We start from the raw sequence: 17,335 nt of genomic DNA on the forward strand, positions 1-17,335 counted from the left end.
AAATAAAAGAACGAAAAGATAAATGCTCGGGCAGTTGGCGGAGCCGTACGAAGTAATAGTACGGTTTACGTACCGTGCTAGTAGGAGCAGGGCTATGCCCGAAACTGAAAAACCTCCGGCTATGCCGGAGGATATTTATTTTTTTGTCTTTTAGTTAAAAAGTATTTGTAATTTTTTAGGAATATGATATAAATATATGGACGTTTAACGGGAGGGATATTATGGCTAAACGTATTATTCAAGTTGAAGAAAAAGTACCATTTAAAATGCTGCTGCCATTAAGTGTTCAGCATATGTTCGCGATGTTTGGGGCATCGGTTTTGGTACCATATTTATTTGGAATTAATCCTGCTATCGCATTATTCATGAATGGGTTAGGAACATTGCTATTTATCTTAATTACTAAGAAGAAAGCACCTGCCTACTTAGGAAGCAGTTTCGCATTTATTGCACCTGCAACTATCATTATTAAGAATATGGGTTATCAGTATGCATTGGGAGGATTCGTTGCAGTCGGGTTCTGCGGATGTATTCTTGCAGGCATTTTTTATAAGTTTGGAACAAAGTGGATTGATGTCGTGCTTCCAGCTGCGGCCATGGGTCCAGTTGTTGCATTGATTGGATTAGAATTATCTTCTTCAGCCGCAAGTACTGCTGGTTTATTAGATAAAGTTGTTGATCCTAAAAACTTAATTGTATTCCTAGTTACATTATTAGTTGCTGTATTTGGTAGTGTATGCTTCAAGAAATTCTGGAGTGTTATACCTATCTTAGTTGCTGTTGTATGTGGATATATTGCTGCAGTATTATGTGGAATGATTGATTTCACACCAGTGCTAAAAGCATCATTCTTTGCAATCCCACATTTCCAGTTCCCTAAGTTCAATATTAACGCTATCGTTATGATGCTTCCGGTCTTATTGGTTATTGCATCAGAACATATTGGACATCAGCTTGTTACTGGTAAGATTGTTGGTAGAGACTTAATCAAAGATCCAGGACTACATCGTTCATTATTTGCAGATAACTTCTCAACAATGATTTCTGGTTTAATTGGATCTGTTCCAACTACAACTTATGGTGAAAATATTGGTGTAATGGCTGTAACAGGTGTATACAGTGTACAGGTTATCGCTGGAGCTGCTATTCTTTCTATCATCTGTTCATTTATTGGACCAGTAGCTGCATTGATTCAGACAATTCCTAATCCAGTAATCGGTGGAATCAGCTTCTTGCTTTATGGTATGATCGGTACAAGTGGTTTAAGAGTACTTGTTGATCATCAGGTAGATTACGGTAAAAGTACGAACTTAATCTTAACTTCAGTTATCTTTGTAGTAGGATTAAGTGGTATTAAGATTTCAATTGGAAACATTTCATTATCAGGTATGGTATTAGCCTGCATGGTAGGAATGATATTATCATTAGTTTTCCATCTATTAGGAAAATGTCATATGTTAAATGAAGAGTAGAGATATAAGATTAACTTATATCTCTTTTTTGATAAGTGAAATGAATTTTCATTGTCAGATAAACGTTGATATTCATTTTCTATTTGTGAAAGAAACTCAGTACTCCTATTTTTTTTGCATATAATTAAGATGTAAAAAGGAGAAAGAGATATTATGAGAGATCAAAATTTAAAACAATTCCCTGCTCATTTTTTATGGGGAGCATCAACTTCTGCTTATCAGGTAGAAGGTGCTAATTTATCAGATGGAAAAGGTCCTTCATGTCAGGATGTAAAGGAACTCCCAGAAGGCACAGCACCATTGGATATTTGTGCTGATCATTATCACAGATATGAAGAAGATATCAAGCTAATGGCAGAGATGGGCTTTAAGGTTTATCGTTTCTCTATTGCTTGGACAAGAATTTTACCAGAAGGTACTGGAAAAGTGAATCAGAAGGGTATTGATCACTATCATAAAGTGATTGATACATGCTTAAAATATGGTATTGAACCATTGATTACAATGTTCCATTTTGATATGCCAGATGCATTGGATCAAAGAGGATCTTGGTCTAATCCAGACTCAGTTGAATGGTTCGTAGAATTTGCACGTGTATTATTTGAAAATTACGGTGATAAAGTTAAGTACTGGTTGACTATCAATGAACAGAATATGCTGACATTGGTAGGACCACTCATTGGAACTTTACGTATTCCAGAAGGAACAGATAATGTGTTAAAAGAAACATATCAGCAAAACCACCATATGCTGGTTGCTCAAGCAAAAGCTATGGCATTATGCCATGAAATCTGTCCACAATCAAAAATCGGTCCTGCTCCTAATATTTCACTTGTTTATCCTGCATCATGTAAGCCAGAAGATGTCTTGGCTGCACAGGAATATAATGCTATTAGAAACTGGCTATATTTAGATATGGCTGTATTTGGTCGCTATAATAATTTAGTATGGCGTTATCTTGAAGAAAATGATGCTACACCTACATTTGCGCCAGGAGATGAGGAAGCATTAAAGAATGCTCATCCTGACTTTATTGGATTTAACTATTATTCAACTGCTACTGTTCAGCATTCAGATATTACTGATGAACTAGATCCAGGTGCTGATCAGCAGACCGCAAGAGGTGAAGCGGGATACTATCGTGGATATCAGAATCCAAATCTTACTAAGACAGAATTTGGATGGGAAATTGACCCATTAGGTTTCCGTGCAAACATGAGAGAAATTTATTCTCGTTATCATTTACCACTTATCGTAACTGAAAATGGATTAGGGGCTTATGATAAATTAGAAGATGGTAAGATTCATGATAATTATCGTATTGCTTATTTAAGAGCACATATTGAACAATTAAAGCTTGCCATTAGCGATGGTGTAGACATGATGGGATATTGCCCATGGTCAGCTATTGACCTTGTTTCTACTCATGAAGGTATTCGTAAAAGATACGGCTTCATTTATGTAGATACAACAGATGAAGAAGTTGGTACACTAAACAGATACAAAAAAGATTCATTCTATTGGTATAAGAAAGTTATTGCTACTAACGGTGAAGATTTATCAGACTAGAGAATTCCCTTGTGGAATTCTCTTTTTTCTTTATAATAGACAATATGAAAAAAATACTATACTTTATACCATCGTGTATCATATTATTCTTTATCTTTGGATTCTCTGCTCAAAATGGAGAACAGTCAGGAAGTCTTTCTTATCAGATTTATGAGTGGCTAAATCATCTTGTCACTTTGCCTTTCTCAAAAGAAACAGTCATACTGTTAATTAGAAAAGCTGCGCATATGAGTGAATTTGGTGTCCTCTCATTAACATTGTATTATGGATTCTCTCATACATTAGAGAAACATCATATTCTAGTTTCACTGATCATGACATTTCTTTTTGCCTGTCTAGATGAATGGCATCAGACATTTGTCCCAGGAAGAGCAGGATGCTTTACTGATTGTCTCATTGATTTAAGTGGAGCTATTATTTTTATGACAGTCTTATATTTAATAAAGAAAAGCCAGTCACATTAAATGTGTCTGGCTTATTCATTAAGAGCTTCCCACTCTTCCATTTTTTCTTCTAGCTGATTGTTCTTTTCTTCAATCTGCGCAGTTATTTCATTGTATTTTTCGTAATCATTGATAACTTCATCAGTTGTCTGCAACTGTTCTAGATCACAGATTTCTTCTTCAAGTAAAGAAATCTGTTCTTCAACTTTCTTGATCTTATTTTTAATCTTACGATCCATAGAGCGTTGTGTCTTAGTTTCAAGATAATCTTTATTGACCTTCTTTTCAACAGCAGCTTTTTCCTCTTTTTTATGTGCCATGAAATAATCATAATCACCGATATAAGTTGTTGCTCCATGAGCATTCATATCGACAATCTTTGTTGCTATTTTATTGATAAAGTAACGGTCATGGGAAATAAAGAGGATGGTTCCTGGGAAATCAAGAAGAGCATCTTCAAGTATTTCTTTTGATTGAATATCCAGATGGTTTGTAGGTTCATCTAAAACAAGGAAATTCGCTTTATTTAATAGAAGCTTAATAAGAACAATGCGTCCCTTTTCTCCACCGGACAAGGAATCGATAGTCTTAAAGACATCATCCCCTCTAAATAAGAAAGTCGCACAGATATTTCTTATTTCCGTATTTGTCATTCTCGGGAAAGCATCGCTGATTTCATCAAAGATGGTCTTGCTTGGATTTAATGATCTTTGTTCCTGATCATAGTAGCCAATCATTACTTTTACACCAATCTTGATACGTCCAGATATTGGTGTATAGTCATTTAGCAACAAGTGGAAGAATGTGGTTTTTCCAATACCATTAGGTCCAAGAAGTCCGACTTTTTCTCCACGTTTTACATCAAAAGAAAGATTATCAAAGAGGGGCTTATCAAAAGCCATCGCTAAATCTTCAACTTTTAAGACATCATAACCTGATTCAACTTCTGGATCAAAAGCAAAACGAATATGTGAAGGCAATGCTTCAGGACGATCAAGCTTCTCCATTCTCGCAAGAGCTTTTTCTTTAGATTCAGCACGTTTTACCTGTTTCTCTCTACCAAATGATTTAAGTGTATCAATTGAATCCTGCATTCGCTTAATTTCTTTTTGATTATTAAGATAATGCTTCAATTCAACATCACGATTATGCTTCTTGATAGTCGCATATTGTTCATAGCTGCATTTATATAAAGTAGATTTCCCATTCTCTATTTCCATGATCATATTAGAGACCTGATCAATAAAGTATCTATCATGGGATACGACAATGACAGCTTTACTATAGTTTTTAAGATAGTTTTCTAGCCATTCAATAGAATCAAGGTCAAGGTGGTTTGTAGGTTCATCTAGCAATAGGAGATCAGGTGATCTTAAAAGAAGCTGTCCTAAACCAATACGTGTCTTCTGTCCACCAGAAAGAATACCCATTGGGGCATTCCACATATCTTCTTCAAAGCCTAACCCGTTAAGTACACCTTTGATACGAGATTCCATCTCATAGCCATTTTCATGCTCAAATTTTTGTGTTAATGTATCATATTCTCTCATGATTCCATCTAGATCTGAGGATGTAGACATCAGACTTTCAAGTTCACGCATACGTTTTTCAATAACGATGAGATCCTCAAAAGGTTCTTTTAATGTATCATAGATACTCTTCTCAAGATCAAAAGCATGTTCCTGAGATAAGTATCCAAGCTTCATGTTCTTATTAAAAGAAAATTCTCCAGAATCCGCATGTTCTTCTTCCTGAAGAATACGAAGAAGCGTTGATTTACCTGCACCATTGACACCAATGATCGCAAGCTTGTCATGTTCTTCTAGCTTAAACGATACATCCTTTAATACATCCTTGCCAAGATAGGATTTCGTAAGAGATGAACAAGATAATATCATATTTCATCACCGGTGTTATTCTATCATAATTAGGAAGAAAAAGAAGAAAAAAGCAAAAGATTATCAGTAAGATATTGTATTTTTATGATTGTTATGTATAATTGTATACAATAAGAGGAGGAAAGAATATGAATCTAGCTTATAAGATTTTAAACAACCATTTACAAAAAGGAGAATTAGTCGCAGGTACACCAATTGCGATTAAGATAGATCAGACTTTAACACAGGATAGTACAGGTACAATGGCCTACTTACAGCTTGAAGCGATGAATGTTGGACATGTAGCTGTTGAAAAGGCTGTAGCTTATATTGATCATAATATGTTACAGACTGGTTTTGAAAACATGGATGATCATGAATTTATTAGATCAGTTGCGAAAAAACATGGAATCACATTCTCACGTCCAGGTAATGGAGTATGTCACCAGCTTCAGTTAGAAAACTTTTCTAAACCTGGAAAGACTTTAGTCGGAAGTGATTCACATACACCTACATGTGGTGCTATGGGTATGGTTGCGATTGGAGCAGGAGGACTTGATGTTGCAGTGGCAATGGCAACGGGTACTTATTATTTATCTTGTCCATCTGTTTTACAGGTTAACTTAACAGGAAAAAGAAAACCATTCGTAAGTGCTAAAGATGTTATCTTGAAAGTACTTCAGGAATTATCTGTAAAAGGCGGCGTTAACAAGATTGTAGAATACACAGGAGAAGGTATTAAAGATTTATCTTTAACTGAAAGAGCTACTATCTGTAATATGGGAGCAGAATTAGGAGCTACTACTTCGGTATTCCCAACTGATGAACGTACGCTAGATTATTTAAAACAGCAGGGTCGTGCAGAAGATTATGTAGAAATGAGTGCTGATGAAGATGCAACTTATGATGAAAGATTAGATATTGATCTTTCTACATTAGAACCAATGGTTGCTAAACCACATAGTCCAGATGCTGTAGTATCTGCTACAGAATTAGAAGGTATGCCAATCAACCAGGTTGTTATTGGTTCATGTACAAACTCATCACTTAACGATATGATGCATGCTGCAGCTATCTTAAAAGGACATCGTGTTAACGACAATGTTTCATTAGTTATTGCACCAGGGTCATCTTCAATTTTAGCAATGCTATCAGAAAATGGTGCCTTAGCAGATATGATTCATGCAGGTGCACGTATTCTAGAATGTGGATGTGGACCATGTATCGGTATGGGTCAGGCACCTTTATCTAAAGGGGTATCACTTCGTACAATTAATAGAAACTTTAAAGGACGTTCAGGTACAAATGATGCAAGTGTCTACTTAGTATCACCTGAAGTAGCTGCACTTTCAGCTATTAAAGGATGTTTCTCAAGTGACTTCAGTGATTATGAAGCATTAGAAGAAGTACCAATGACTCCATTTATTAAGAATCCTAATTACTTCATTAACGATTATGATCCAAATCATGAAGTCTATATGGGACCAAATATCAAGCCAGTTCCAAGAGGAGAAAAGCTTACAGACAGCTATACTGGAAAGATGGTATTAAAAGTAGGAGACAATATTTCAACTGATCATATTGTTCCTTCAGATTCAAAACTTCTTCCTTATCGTTCAAATGTCCCACATCTTGCAAAATTCTCATTCTATAAAGTAGATCCTGATTTCTATAAGAGAGCAGTTGCCAACAATGGTGGATTTATTGTTGGTGGTGACAACTATGGACAGGGATCATCAAGAGAACATGCTGCACTTGTACCTAACTACTTAAAGATCAAGGCTGTAGTTACTTTATCATTTGCACGTATTCATCGTTCAAACTTAATTAACAATGGTATTCTTCCACTTGTTATTAAGAAAGAAGATTATGACTTCTTCAATGATCAAGATTTATTCACATTCCACAATCTTAAAGAAAGCGTTGAAGATAATAAAGAGGTTGTTATTTCTAATGATACAACAGGAAAAACAATTAATGCGACTTTAACACTTTCTAAAAGAGAGAAAGTTATGATAGAATATGGTGGATTATTAAATGCAATTAAAGAAATCGGCGGTGATTTCTAAATAAAGAAAGAAGGTAAGTTATGGCATCAAATCCAATATTTGAGTCTGGAAGACATGGATCATTGGGAACACAGATTTTTGAATTGCTAAGAGATAGGATATTAAATGGAGACTATGAAAGAGGAGACAAATTAAATGAACTCTCTCTTGCAAAAGAACTTAATATTAGTCGTACCCCAATAAGAGAAGCCTTAAAACAGCTAGAACTAGAAGGATTAGCAGAAAGTATTCCTAATAAAGGGGTATATGTCAAAGGATTCTCACCTAGAGATATTGATGACATGTTTGAAATTAGAATTCAATTAGAATCTTTAGCCATCAAACTTGCCATAGAGAGAATGGATGACATCCATTTCGCAAAGATCCAGGAAGTTTTCGAACTTATGGAATTCTATACAATGAAAAGAGATCAAGGTAAACTAGGTGAACTTAATATTCTATATCATGAAATGATCTATCAATCTACGCAATCTCCTTATTTCCAAGAGCTGCTTTCAGATATTCATTATTATGTATCAGTCACATCAAAAAGAGCACTACGTCCAATTGAAAGACTTGATACTTCATTAGAAGAGCACCGTGAAATCTTGAATCTTATTAAAGAACGTGATGGCGAAGGTGCTATCAACGTGATAAAAACACATATCAAGAAAACACAGATGTTAGTCAGAAAATATTATGCATCACAGAAAAAATAGTCCTTATAAAGGACTATTTTTTTGCCGTTCATCGAAAAAAAGGACCGTTGGTCGTTTTTTTTTGTCTTTATTTTAAAATGGGGATACACTTAAATTAGAAGATAATACAAAATTACATAGAGGGAAGGGGATAATATGGATCATCTCAAATATCAATTGAAAATCATGAGACATTCACCAATAAGATTTGTTATTTATTTAATCTATTTATCATCAATCTGGTTAATGGGAAGCTATCTCTATATGAAACAGCCTCTAATTTCACCAATGTTACAAAGTAGTCGTTTTTCTTATTACATAGCGGTTGCCTTTTCTTTAGTGACATTCTATTCATTTTATAGAAGTCACCAACAAAAAACAGAGGAAGTAATGGAAAGTACACCTTTTCATCACACCATTTCATTAATGATTTTTATGAGTACTATTATTCTATTGTGGAGTCTCATTATATTTTTTATATTATTGGCTACTGTTTTATTTCAGTATTATACAAAAGACTCGCTCATTTTTTTAATTCTTACCTTTAGCATTAATGTGTTATTTCCCATTATCATCTTTCAGATGATTGTGTATCTTATCTTTAAGATAACGCATCGAATCTTAGGTTTTATTGTATATTTAATAGTCATATTTATTACTAGTCCACTATTCTACTCTATAAGAATAAGCGTCACTTCACCATTGCTATCACGTATTCCAGATGCTTTTATGAATTGCTTTAGACTATTTTATAATAATGGACAGTGGGCAATGAATCTGCAGTACGGACTTCAGCTTGAAAAGCCAAGAATCATCAATCTTTTACTGTTTGCTTTTCTTTGTTTATTCTTGATTATTTCAATAAGACATAAGCTATTTAAAGCTATCTCATTTATTACCGCTTTAACAATGATTATCTATGGTACATTGCCTTACAGCTATTATCGATTAGATGATGAAGCGTTGAGACATGATCTAAGAGATTATGGCTTTTATGATCAGGCGATGGAGCAGTCCATCAAGAAGCAAGATACAAACTACAGTATTTCTTCCTACAAGATGAATATCGATATTGATCGATATCTACAGGCAGATGTAAGCATGAATATGCATGCGAAAGAAGAAAGTGATGTCTACTGGCTGACATTGAGTCATGATTATCATGTTAAAAAGATTGTATGTAAAGATATGAAGAACTATAAGATCGATAAGGATCATATTGCTTTATATCTTAACAGGAAGATGAAGAATATCAATGTTCAGATCATCTATGAAGGATATCATCCTAAATACTATTCCAATGATCAGTCCATCATGTTGCCAGGATTCTTTGCTTGGTATCCCTTTGCTGGAAAGCAGCAGCTGTTCTTGGAGTATCCGGATATGGGAGAGGGATATAATATCTACAATAAGAATAAGAGCTATTATGAATTGCATCTTAATACAAGATGCAAGACTATTACTAATCTTGATCATAACTATAAGGGATACAGTGATTCTTTAACATTAATTGGGGGAAAGATTAAGATTCTTTCTGATCCCATCATTAAAAATATGTTGGCGTATACTCCAAAAGATAAAAATGCGTCATTAGAAACGTGTTTTAAAGATAATATCAAAAAGACAAATAAAATAATAAAGGATGTCTTTGATTTAGATGTTCATTTAGATCAGAAGAAGATCATCATCGCATCCGATGATTTAGGTAGAAACTACACGAATAATGATTATTTAATTTATGATGACTATATTCTTACTAATCATTCACTTCTTTATGATCTACATGTAGATGATACCATGTCTTACTATCTTAATAAGAATACACATTCCTCTAAACTTGCTAAACTGTACAATTTTGCAATATCATCATTAGATTTAAAATCTCCTTATAAAAGTTTACATAAGGAATTATTATCTTCATGTGAAGAAGATGATATGAAATATAAAGATTATATAACGCAAGCTGTCAAGAATGTTGGAGAGAAACAGTTTATTAAGCAGAGTGTAAAAATGCTTGTAAAAGATTACAGTGATGAAGAAATATTTAAAAAGATGAAAGTACAGACAAGGGGGGATTAACATGGAGACATATAAAGCCCACATGTTATATCAATGGAATAATATAAGATGTTCTAAAATGAAATATCTTATACTTATTCCTTATCTTCTTTCATTTATCATTGTCGGTTTTTTTGTGCTTACAAAAGCTCCTTTTTTAGGTGTGCTTTTTACTGTCTCACGTTTAAGCTATTATGTCGCAGTTCTTTTCTCTTTATCTTCTTTATTATTCTTTTATCATACGTCTTCTTACCATCTTGAAGAAGTGGTAGAAACGACACCGCGTTCAAATAAAAAATCATTTATGATATTTATAAGTACACTTATTTTATGCTGGTGTATCATGACCTTCATCATGATGAGCCTACGCTTGTCAGAACAGCTGTTTATAAAAGAATCATTTCTATTATTGATACAGACATTCTTCTTCAATATTGTATTACCCATCATCATCTTCCAGATGATTGTTTATCTCATATTTCATATTCCTTATCGAAAAGTTGGTATCACTATATATGTGCTTATTCTCTTTTTATCAGCACCTCTTATCTATTCAATGAGAATCAAGATGAATGCATCACTTATTGAAAGAGTAGGGATTTCAATAATGAATAGCTTCAAGTTATTTTATTTTAATGGGCAATGGTCTCCTAATCTGCAGTATGGACTACAGATAGAAAAGCCAAGAGTCATCAATCTTTTATTGTTTGCTTTACTTTGTCTATTCCTCATTATCTCAATAAGACATAAGCCATTTAAATTTATTTCACTTATTACCGCTTTAACAATGATCATCTATGGCACATTGCCTTACAGCTATTATCGCTTAGATGATGGGGCATTAAGACATGATCTAAGAGATTATGGCTATTATGATCAGACAATGGACCAATCGATTAAGAAACAAGATACAAGATATAGTATTTCTTCCTACAAGATGAATATCGACATCAATCGATATCTTAAGGCAGATGCAAGCATGGATATGCATGCAAAAGAAAAAACGAATATTTACTATCTGACATTGAGCCATGATTATCATGTTAAAAAGATTGTATGTAAAGATATGAAAAATTATAAGATTGATAAGGATTATATTGCTTTATATCTTAATAAGAAGATTAAGAATACCCATATAAAGATCATCTATGAAGGATATCATCCTAAATACTATTCCAATGAACAGTCCATCATGTTGCCAGGATTTTTTGCGTGGTATCCATTTGCTGGAAAGCAGCAGCTGTTCTTGGAGTATAAAAATATTGGAGAAGGGTTCAACATCTATAATAAGAATAAGAGCTATTATGAATTGCATCTTAATACAAGATGCAAGACTATTACTAATCTTGATCATAACTATAAGGGATACAGTGATTCTTTAACATTAATAGGTGGAAAGATTGTATGTTTAAATCACCCTTTGAAGGATAAATTAGCATTGGAGGAAAAAGAAGAAGGAATGGATCCTTATGAAGAAAAAAGGATCTATAAGAAATTAACAGAGATAGATCATTATCTTTCATCTATATTTGATTTCAATTTGAAGCTAAGTAAAAAGAAGATCATTATCGCATCCAATGATTTAAATAGAAATTATTGCGATAATAATGGCTTTATTATTTATGATGACTATATTCTTACTAGTAATTTAAATATCTCATCAATTGACATGTCAGATGTTTTAAATTCTATCTTTTTTAAGAATTCTAGAAGTAAGATATTCTCGAAAATAATGGGATATTCATTTGATAGTGATGAAGAGAAATACATCAAAGAAATCATCAGGACATGTAGAGAAGAATATGAGAATAAAAAATACGTAGAGGCAATAAAGCAGGCTGTCAATAATGTTGGTAGTTCTTACTTTATTAAACAATGTGCAAAGATGCTTACAGAGAATGCATCTGATAAGGAAATATTAAATAAAATGGGGGTGAATTTAAATGATAAAGATTGAGGGTCTACTAAAAAAATATGGAAGAAAGACAGTTATAGATCACATTGACTTACATCTAGAAAATAAGACATATGCATTACTTGGACCTAATGGGGCAGGAAAGACGACACTTCTACGTTGTATTTGTGGTCTTATTCCTATTAATGAAGGCACAATCAAGGGAGATAATGGATTAATTGGTTATCTTCCTCAGCACTTTGGTGCATTTAAAGAAATGACAGTTTATGACTTCCTTGATTATCTTTGTTTCTTAAAAAAGATTGATAAAGAAGAAAGAGAAGATGAAATCAATCGAGTATTAGAAAGTGTTCATCTATTAGATAAAAGCAGTGATAGATGCTCGACATTATCTGGTGGAATGATCAGAAGATTAGGGATAGCACAAAGCATGCTTGGAAAACCTGATTTAATTATTCTAGATGAACCAACAACTGGATTAGATATAGAAGAACGTATGCACTTTAAGACAATTATGTCTCATAGTGCAAATATGACACGTATTATTTCTACACATATTGTAGAAGACATAGAAGGATTAGCGGATGAAATCTTACTTTTAAAAGATCATAAGATAGAAGTATTTAATGAAGATGATTTCCTTAAGTTAACACATAACCGTGTTTATGAAGTTCCAACTTCACAAGTAAAAGAAAATGATTTCATTATCAGTGAATACTTCAATCAAAATAAGCAAAGCATTTCTCGTATTATCTCAGATGAGGACAGAGGAGAACCTTGTGAAGAAACCTTATCTGACAGTTATATCTACTACTTTAAGGGAATAAAATGAGATATCTAAGAAATGAAATAAAAATAAATAAGTGGGGTTTCATGATACTTGTATTATTATGGGGAATATGTTTCTATTTTTTATACCAGTATAAAGTAACTTTTATTGGTGAAAAAGAAGAATTTGAAATACAAGTATTTTCAAGAATAAGATTTTATACGAGTATTATCTACCCGTTGTATTTCTTCATGATGACACATCATCTCTTTGAAAAAGATATGGAAGAAGTAATGCGACTATTATTAAAACGACGTATGTTATACTTGATACCCATTATGCTTATCTATTTGATCTTATCTTTCATATGGCTTATGGGAATATGCCATTTCTTCCAATTGACAAATGGATGTTTTATAGAAACTTTGATACTACTTATAGAATTAACAATTATGCAGACTATTCTTATTTATATTTTCAATAATCCTCTTTTATCTGCTATTCTTCTTATCTTGATGAATATGTTCTACTTCTTCTTTTTAGTAGACTTTAATGTCTTCAACTATCTTTATCCTGGATCTAAGCTAAGCAGTTATGATCTGATGGATCATGGAATCTTCTTATTCATACTTATTGTCATAAGTATTATTTTGACAATAAAAAAACGTAAAGAATACCAATAGAGGCGTAAGTGCGCCTCTTTTGCTTTCCATAAAGAACACTTTTGAGTACAATAAGGAAAAGGAGTTGTAAGCATGTTAGCGCCAAAACATTTAACAAAGTGCGTAAAAGGAGATTATCGCTTAATCGCTATTTCAGATATACATGGACACCTTGATCGATTTAAGGCATTACTTAAGAAAGTACAATATCGTCCACGTGAGGACTATCTTGTCATTCTTGGAGACTTTATTGAAAAAGGGGATCAGGTGCTAGAGACTATTCACTATGTTATGGAACTCTCTAAACTGCCACGTGTCTATGTCTTAACGGGAAATTGTGAGTGGGCACTTTGTGCCATCATGAGTGAACCTGAACTAGCGAAAGAGATCCCATTATATTTAAAAAGGGTTTCTTCCAATGGCATTGTCAGAACCTTGTACAATGAAGGACATTATGAAGATGGTCATGAAACACCACTAGGTATTCAAAGAGATATTGCCCGCAAGATTCATAAGGAACTGCTCTTTTGTGAGCATCTTCCCACAACATTGAAATTCAACGATTTCATCTTTGTACATGCTGGACTTGAACCACGTGAGGATTATAAGCAATGTGGTCTTTCTTCTTACCTGGAATTCCAGCATTTTATGGATTATGGTCATCTTTTAAAAGAAACAGTCATTGTCGGTCATCTTCCTACTTCAAATTATCGTGAAGGACAAATAAACAATGATATCCTTTACGATGAAAAGAAACGCATTATTTCTATTGATGGTGGGACAGGTGTAAAAATGATTTCTCAACTTAATGCATTGATCATCACTTCAAAAAATGGAGATATCACTTTTCACCAAAAGAAAGTACAGCCTCTTCCTAAAGCAATCATTACAGAGGATTATCACCCTCAATATCATGATAGCCATAAGATAGCTTTTCCTTATTACAAAGTTGAAGTATTAGAAGAAGGAACAGAGTTCAGCAAATGCTATCAAGAAGAAACACATCAGATTCTTATGATTAAGAATGAATTCTTATACATAAGAAACAAAGATTACTATTGTCTAGATGATTATACAGATGCTTTTCTTGATGTCAAAAAACAAGATGAAATTGCTTTAATTGGAGTATATGGACAATATGCCTATGGAATCTATGACGGGCAGGTAGGCTGGATTCCTTATCACAATATTAAAATAAAATAGGAGGTAACATGAAAAGATTTTATATCCTATTATCATTCATGCTGCTGATGCTTATTCCAATGAGCTTTATGGCATTGAATACAAGTGTTTCAATTAGTACATTAGAAAATGCTCTTTCTCAAAATATCTTTTTCCCTGTTGTTTATCTAGCAGTAGGTCTTTCTTCTTTAATCATGTTTATCATCATGTTCTTAAAGAAAAGCAAGGACTATGTCAGAATGGTACTATTCTTATTGATTATCATTGGGTTTATCTACTCCTTTGATATTATCAAAATAAGCTTCTATTCATTATTTGCTAATACAACAGCTCTTTCATCATTAATGAATGGAAAAGATGAAACAACCATTTTAGCTAAATCTATCAGTCAGCTTTCTACAATATTTTTATCAGGTATGGTAGGAAGCTTCTTGCTTATTGAACAATACAAGAAAGAGTATATTCAAAAAGAAAACAAGGATCGTATTCTAGGTCTACTTATTGGAACAAGTCTATTATTGTCAGTCTTCTTCTTTTTAAGAAGCTATTATCTATTTGTTTCCCTTTATTCAAAAGTAGATTTCAATAATATTCTCTCTTATCAGATAAAACGTCTTCAATATATTGGCATATTGACACAATCATCAAGAGTTTTCTTCATGATTGCCTTTGTCTTAATGATAATCTATGAAGGCATATCATTAAGAGAGAAGAAAGAGAAGCCCATTCTTATATTTGGATTATTGATGATCATATTGATGATCTTCTCTTTCCCATTTCTAACACGGCTAAATAATATTCATTCATTTAGTGTTGATATCACTAAAATAAAAGCAGAATATCTCATACAGAAGTATGACTATCTTTACTCATTGCTTAATGTAAGTACAGGGTACAATACTCTTATTAGTCAGTCTGGATTATTTTTTACTAATGGCCTTCTAGCAATGATAATGATAAGTCTTCATATTCCTTACTTTGAAGAAGAACTTTTTACCAAAGATCTATTGAAGTGGGTACCACGTTTTATTGGTATAGTGCTAGCTATAGTAGTCATTATCTCTTCTATAAGTTACTTCAAGCATGCAACGACATATACAGATGTTGATCTTGTAAAGAATATCTCATTCTCTTATGAAGGAGATAGTGGTGAAGCTAAGATTGTTAAGTTTAAAAGCAATCTTACAAGTAATGATGATAATGTGAAATCATTTCTTTCAACTGTAACCTACAATTATAAAGAAATGACATCTTTATCAAATGGTGATCGTATTACCATCAAGGCTCAGTATTCTAAAGAGAAAGCAAAAGAATTGAGAGTCAATGTCTTAAATGATGAAAGAACCTTTACTGTATCAGGATTAGTTTATCGTTTTGATTCATCATCTAAGATTCCTTCAGAAATAAAAACAGCGATGAAAAATGATGCCACAGCATCATTTGAAAGCTATTATAATAATCAGGTAAGACATGCTCCTTCTGCTTATAACTATTCTCTTTCTAAGATGTATTTTGCTAAAGATCAGATTTCTAAGGATGATAAGGCTATTATCGTCTTTAAGATAGAACATTCCTATACCTCATTCTATTTTATTCCTCGTAAAGAGACTTATTATCTTTACACATATGCGAGTCATATTAAATCAGATTATCTTAAAAAGAAGCCTTCTTTTGTAGTGTCTTCTACTAAATTACAAACTCAATTATTCTATCAGGATGATATTAAATCACTTGTACAGAATGAATTTAGAAACTACAGTCTAGAAGAATTCTCATAGAATATTTATAAAAGCATTTTTATTATTTGAAAAAGTGATAGAATAGTAATGAAAGAAGGGGTCATATGCATAATTATGATTTTGATCTTATTGTTTCTAATTTACTTGATCTAAGTGAAAATGTAGAAGATGAAACATTAAGAAAGCAGTTGAAGAAGAATATTATTAAATTGATAAATCTAGCTGATGATGAAATCAGTCAAACGCACCTTGATCACTTTTTTGAGTTATATGGTCATATAGAAAAGGTAGAAAATGAACATGTTTCATTGTCATTAGATATCAAGGATCATAATATTCCACAAGAAGAGCTAAGAGATTGGCTATTGCGACTGGAGTAGATGAATATGTCTGTTCTGAATGTATGATGAAGTTTTTCTAAATCGCTAACCTACATATCTTTATCTCATCAGAAATTGACATTCTCATAGATTAGACATAGCACTGTTAGGTGCTATGTCTTTTTGTTTATCACATATTTTTTGATAATCACAAGATAATTATGCCATGAAGTATTTATATACTGTAGTTGTAGTAAAGATAAAGCTACAACTTATTCATAATTTCCCTTCATACATAATTATCCCGAAACAGAAAACAGGTGAGGAAGACCAATCCCACCTGTTTTTTGTAGTTCTGGGTATCACATATTTTTTGATAATCACAAGATAATTATGCCATGAAGTATTTATATACTGTAGTTGTAGTAAAGATAAAAGCTACAACTTATTCATAATTTCCCTTCATACATAATTATCCCAAAAGCAGAAAACAGGTGAGGAAGACCAATCCCACCTGTTTTTTGTAGTTCTGGGTATCACATATTTTTTGATAATCACAAGATAATTATGCCATGAAGTATTT

General features: G+C 32.8%; 13 protein-coding genes. 12 read left to right on the plus strand and 1 reads right to left on the minus strand.

Annotation, left to right across the window (positions count from 1 at the left end; translation table 11 throughout):
• The first annotated feature begins 221 nt into the window (after nt 1-221).
• The 3 genes from uraA (at nt 222) to J6L95_RS03735 (ending at nt 3,505) form a co-directional block, all read left to right on the plus strand.
• Nucleotides 222-1,472 (plus strand): uracil permease, encoded by a 1,251-nt coding sequence (gene uraA, locus J6L95_RS03725; RefSeq protein ID WP_202969277.1) that lies wholly within the window; start codon nt 222-224, stop codon nt 1,470-1,472.
• A gap of 153 nt (nt 1,473-1,625) precedes the next feature.
• Nucleotides 1,626-3,041 (plus strand): glycoside hydrolase family 1 protein, encoded by a 1,416-nt coding sequence (locus J6L95_RS03730; RefSeq protein WP_287458195.1) that lies wholly within the window; start codon nt 1,626-1,628, stop codon nt 3,039-3,041.
• A 44-nt stretch (nt 3,042-3,085) separates the two neighbouring features.
• A complete protein-coding gene (locus J6L95_RS03735) occupies nt 3,086-3,505 on the plus strand; it encodes a VanZ family protein (protein WP_074687105.1) in 420 nt (139 codons plus the stop codon).
• A gap of 11 nt (nt 3,506-3,516) precedes the next feature.
• On the opposite strand, the gene J6L95_RS03740 is transcribed toward J6L95_RS03735, so the two are convergent.
• On the minus strand, nt 3,517-5,382 hold the full coding sequence (locus J6L95_RS03740) for an ABC-F family ATP-binding cassette domain-containing protein (protein WP_287458196.1): 1,866 nt from the start codon (nt 5,380-5,382) through the stop codon (nt 3,517-3,519).
• A 128-nt stretch (nt 5,383-5,510) separates the two neighbouring features.
• Between J6L95_RS03740 and J6L95_RS03745 the strand changes: the two genes are divergently transcribed.
• The 9 genes from J6L95_RS03745 (at nt 5,511) to J6L95_RS03785 (ending at nt 16,812) form a co-directional block, all read left to right on the plus strand.
• The gene (locus J6L95_RS03745; protein WP_287458197.1) at nt 5,511-7,430 is read left to right on the plus strand and encodes an aconitate hydratase; all 1,920 of its coding nucleotides are present in this window, start codon (nt 5,511-5,513) and stop codon (nt 7,428-7,430) included.
• A 20-nt stretch (nt 7,431-7,450) separates the two neighbouring features.
• Complete coding sequence (locus tag J6L95_RS03750; RefSeq protein ID WP_287458198.1) at nt 7,451-8,128, plus strand: GntR family transcriptional regulator; 678 nt, start codon at nt 7,451-7,453, stop codon at nt 8,126-8,128.
• A 708-nt stretch (nt 8,129-8,836) separates the two neighbouring features.
• The gene (locus J6L95_RS03755; RefSeq protein ID WP_287458199.1) at nt 8,837-10,186 is read left to right on the plus strand and encodes a hypothetical protein; all 1,350 of its coding nucleotides are present in this window, start codon (nt 8,837-8,839) and stop codon (nt 10,184-10,186) included.
• 1 nt (nt 10,187) lies between these two features.
• Nucleotides 10,188-12,122 (plus strand): hypothetical protein, encoded by a 1,935-nt coding sequence (locus J6L95_RS03760; protein WP_287458200.1) that lies wholly within the window; start codon nt 10,188-10,190, stop codon nt 12,120-12,122.
• Nucleotides 12,109-12,912 carry an ATP-binding cassette domain-containing protein gene (locus tag J6L95_RS03765; protein ID WP_287458201.1) on the plus strand — a complete coding sequence of 268 codons (804 nt, stop codon included), beginning with the start codon at nt 12,109-12,111 and terminating at the stop codon, nt 12,910-12,912. The genes J6L95_RS03760 and J6L95_RS03765 overlap by 14 nt, the downstream gene beginning before the upstream one ends.
• A gap of 41 nt (nt 12,913-12,953) precedes the next feature.
• Entirely contained in the window at nt 12,954-13,532 is a 579-nt protein-coding gene (locus J6L95_RS03770; protein WP_287458202.1) for a hypothetical protein, read from the plus strand.
• Nucleotides 13,533-13,604: 72 nt separating this feature from the next.
• The gene (locus J6L95_RS03775) at nt 13,605-14,714 is read left to right on the plus strand and encodes a metallophosphoesterase (protein ID WP_287458203.1); all 1,110 of its coding nucleotides are present in this window, start codon (nt 13,605-13,607) and stop codon (nt 14,712-14,714) included.
• 8 nt (nt 14,715-14,722) lie between these two features.
• Entirely contained in the window at nt 14,723-16,471 is a 1,749-nt protein-coding gene (locus J6L95_RS03780; RefSeq protein ID WP_287458204.1) for a hypothetical protein, read from the plus strand.
• Nucleotides 16,472-16,536: 65 nt separating this feature from the next.
• Nucleotides 16,537-16,812, plus strand: coding sequence for a hypothetical protein (locus tag J6L95_RS03785; RefSeq protein WP_287458205.1), 276 nt, complete (start codon nt 16,537-16,539; stop codon nt 16,810-16,812).
• The last annotated feature ends 523 nt before the right edge of the window (nt 16,813-17,335 follow it).

This window comes from Kandleria sp. (assembly GCF_017934775.1).
Lineage (GTDB): Bacteria > Bacillota_I > Bacilli_A > Erysipelotrichales > Coprobacillaceae > Kandleria > Kandleria vitulina.

Excerpts from the sequence above, each read along its gene's own strand:
- J6L95_RS03730 (WP_287458195.1), top strand. The coding sequence starts at position 1,626 with ATGAGAGATCAAAATTTAAAACAATTCCCTGCTCATTTTTTATGGGGA.
- J6L95_RS03740 (WP_287458196.1), bottom strand. The coding sequence starts at position 5,382 with ATGATATTATCTTGTTCATCTCTTACGAAATCCTATCTTGGCAAGGAT.
- J6L95_RS03775 (WP_287458203.1), top strand. The coding sequence starts at position 13,605 with ATGTTAGCGCCAAAACATTTAACAAAGTGCGTAAAAGGAGATTATCGC.
- J6L95_RS03745 (WP_287458197.1), top strand. The coding sequence starts at position 5,511 with ATGAATCTAGCTTATAAGATTTTAAACAACCATTTACAAAAAGGAGAA.
- J6L95_RS03755 (WP_287458199.1), top strand. The coding sequence starts at position 8,837 with ATGAATTGCTTTAGACTATTTTATAATAATGGACAGTGGGCAATGAAT.
- J6L95_RS03735 (WP_074687105.1), top strand. The coding sequence starts at position 3,086 with ATGAAAAAAATACTATACTTTATACCATCGTGTATCATATTATTCTTT.
- J6L95_RS03770 (WP_287458202.1), top strand. The coding sequence starts at position 12,954 with ATGATACTTGTATTATTATGGGGAATATGTTTCTATTTTTTATACCAG.
- J6L95_RS03760 (WP_287458200.1), top strand. The coding sequence starts at position 10,188 with ATGGAGACATATAAAGCCCACATGTTATATCAATGGAATAATATAAGA.
- uraA (WP_202969277.1), top strand. The coding sequence starts at position 222 with ATGGCTAAACGTATTATTCAAGTTGAAGAAAAAGTACCATTTAAAATG.
- J6L95_RS03765 (WP_287458201.1), top strand. The coding sequence starts at position 12,109 with ATGATAAAGATTGAGGGTCTACTAAAAAAATATGGAAGAAAGACAGTT.
- J6L95_RS03780 (WP_287458204.1), top strand. The coding sequence starts at position 14,723 with ATGAAAAGATTTTATATCCTATTATCATTCATGCTGCTGATGCTTATT.
- J6L95_RS03785 (WP_287458205.1), top strand. The coding sequence starts at position 16,537 with ATGCATAATTATGATTTTGATCTTATTGTTTCTAATTTACTTGATCTA.
- J6L95_RS03750 (WP_287458198.1), top strand. The coding sequence starts at position 7,451 with ATGGCATCAAATCCAATATTTGAGTCTGGAAGACATGGATCATTGGGA.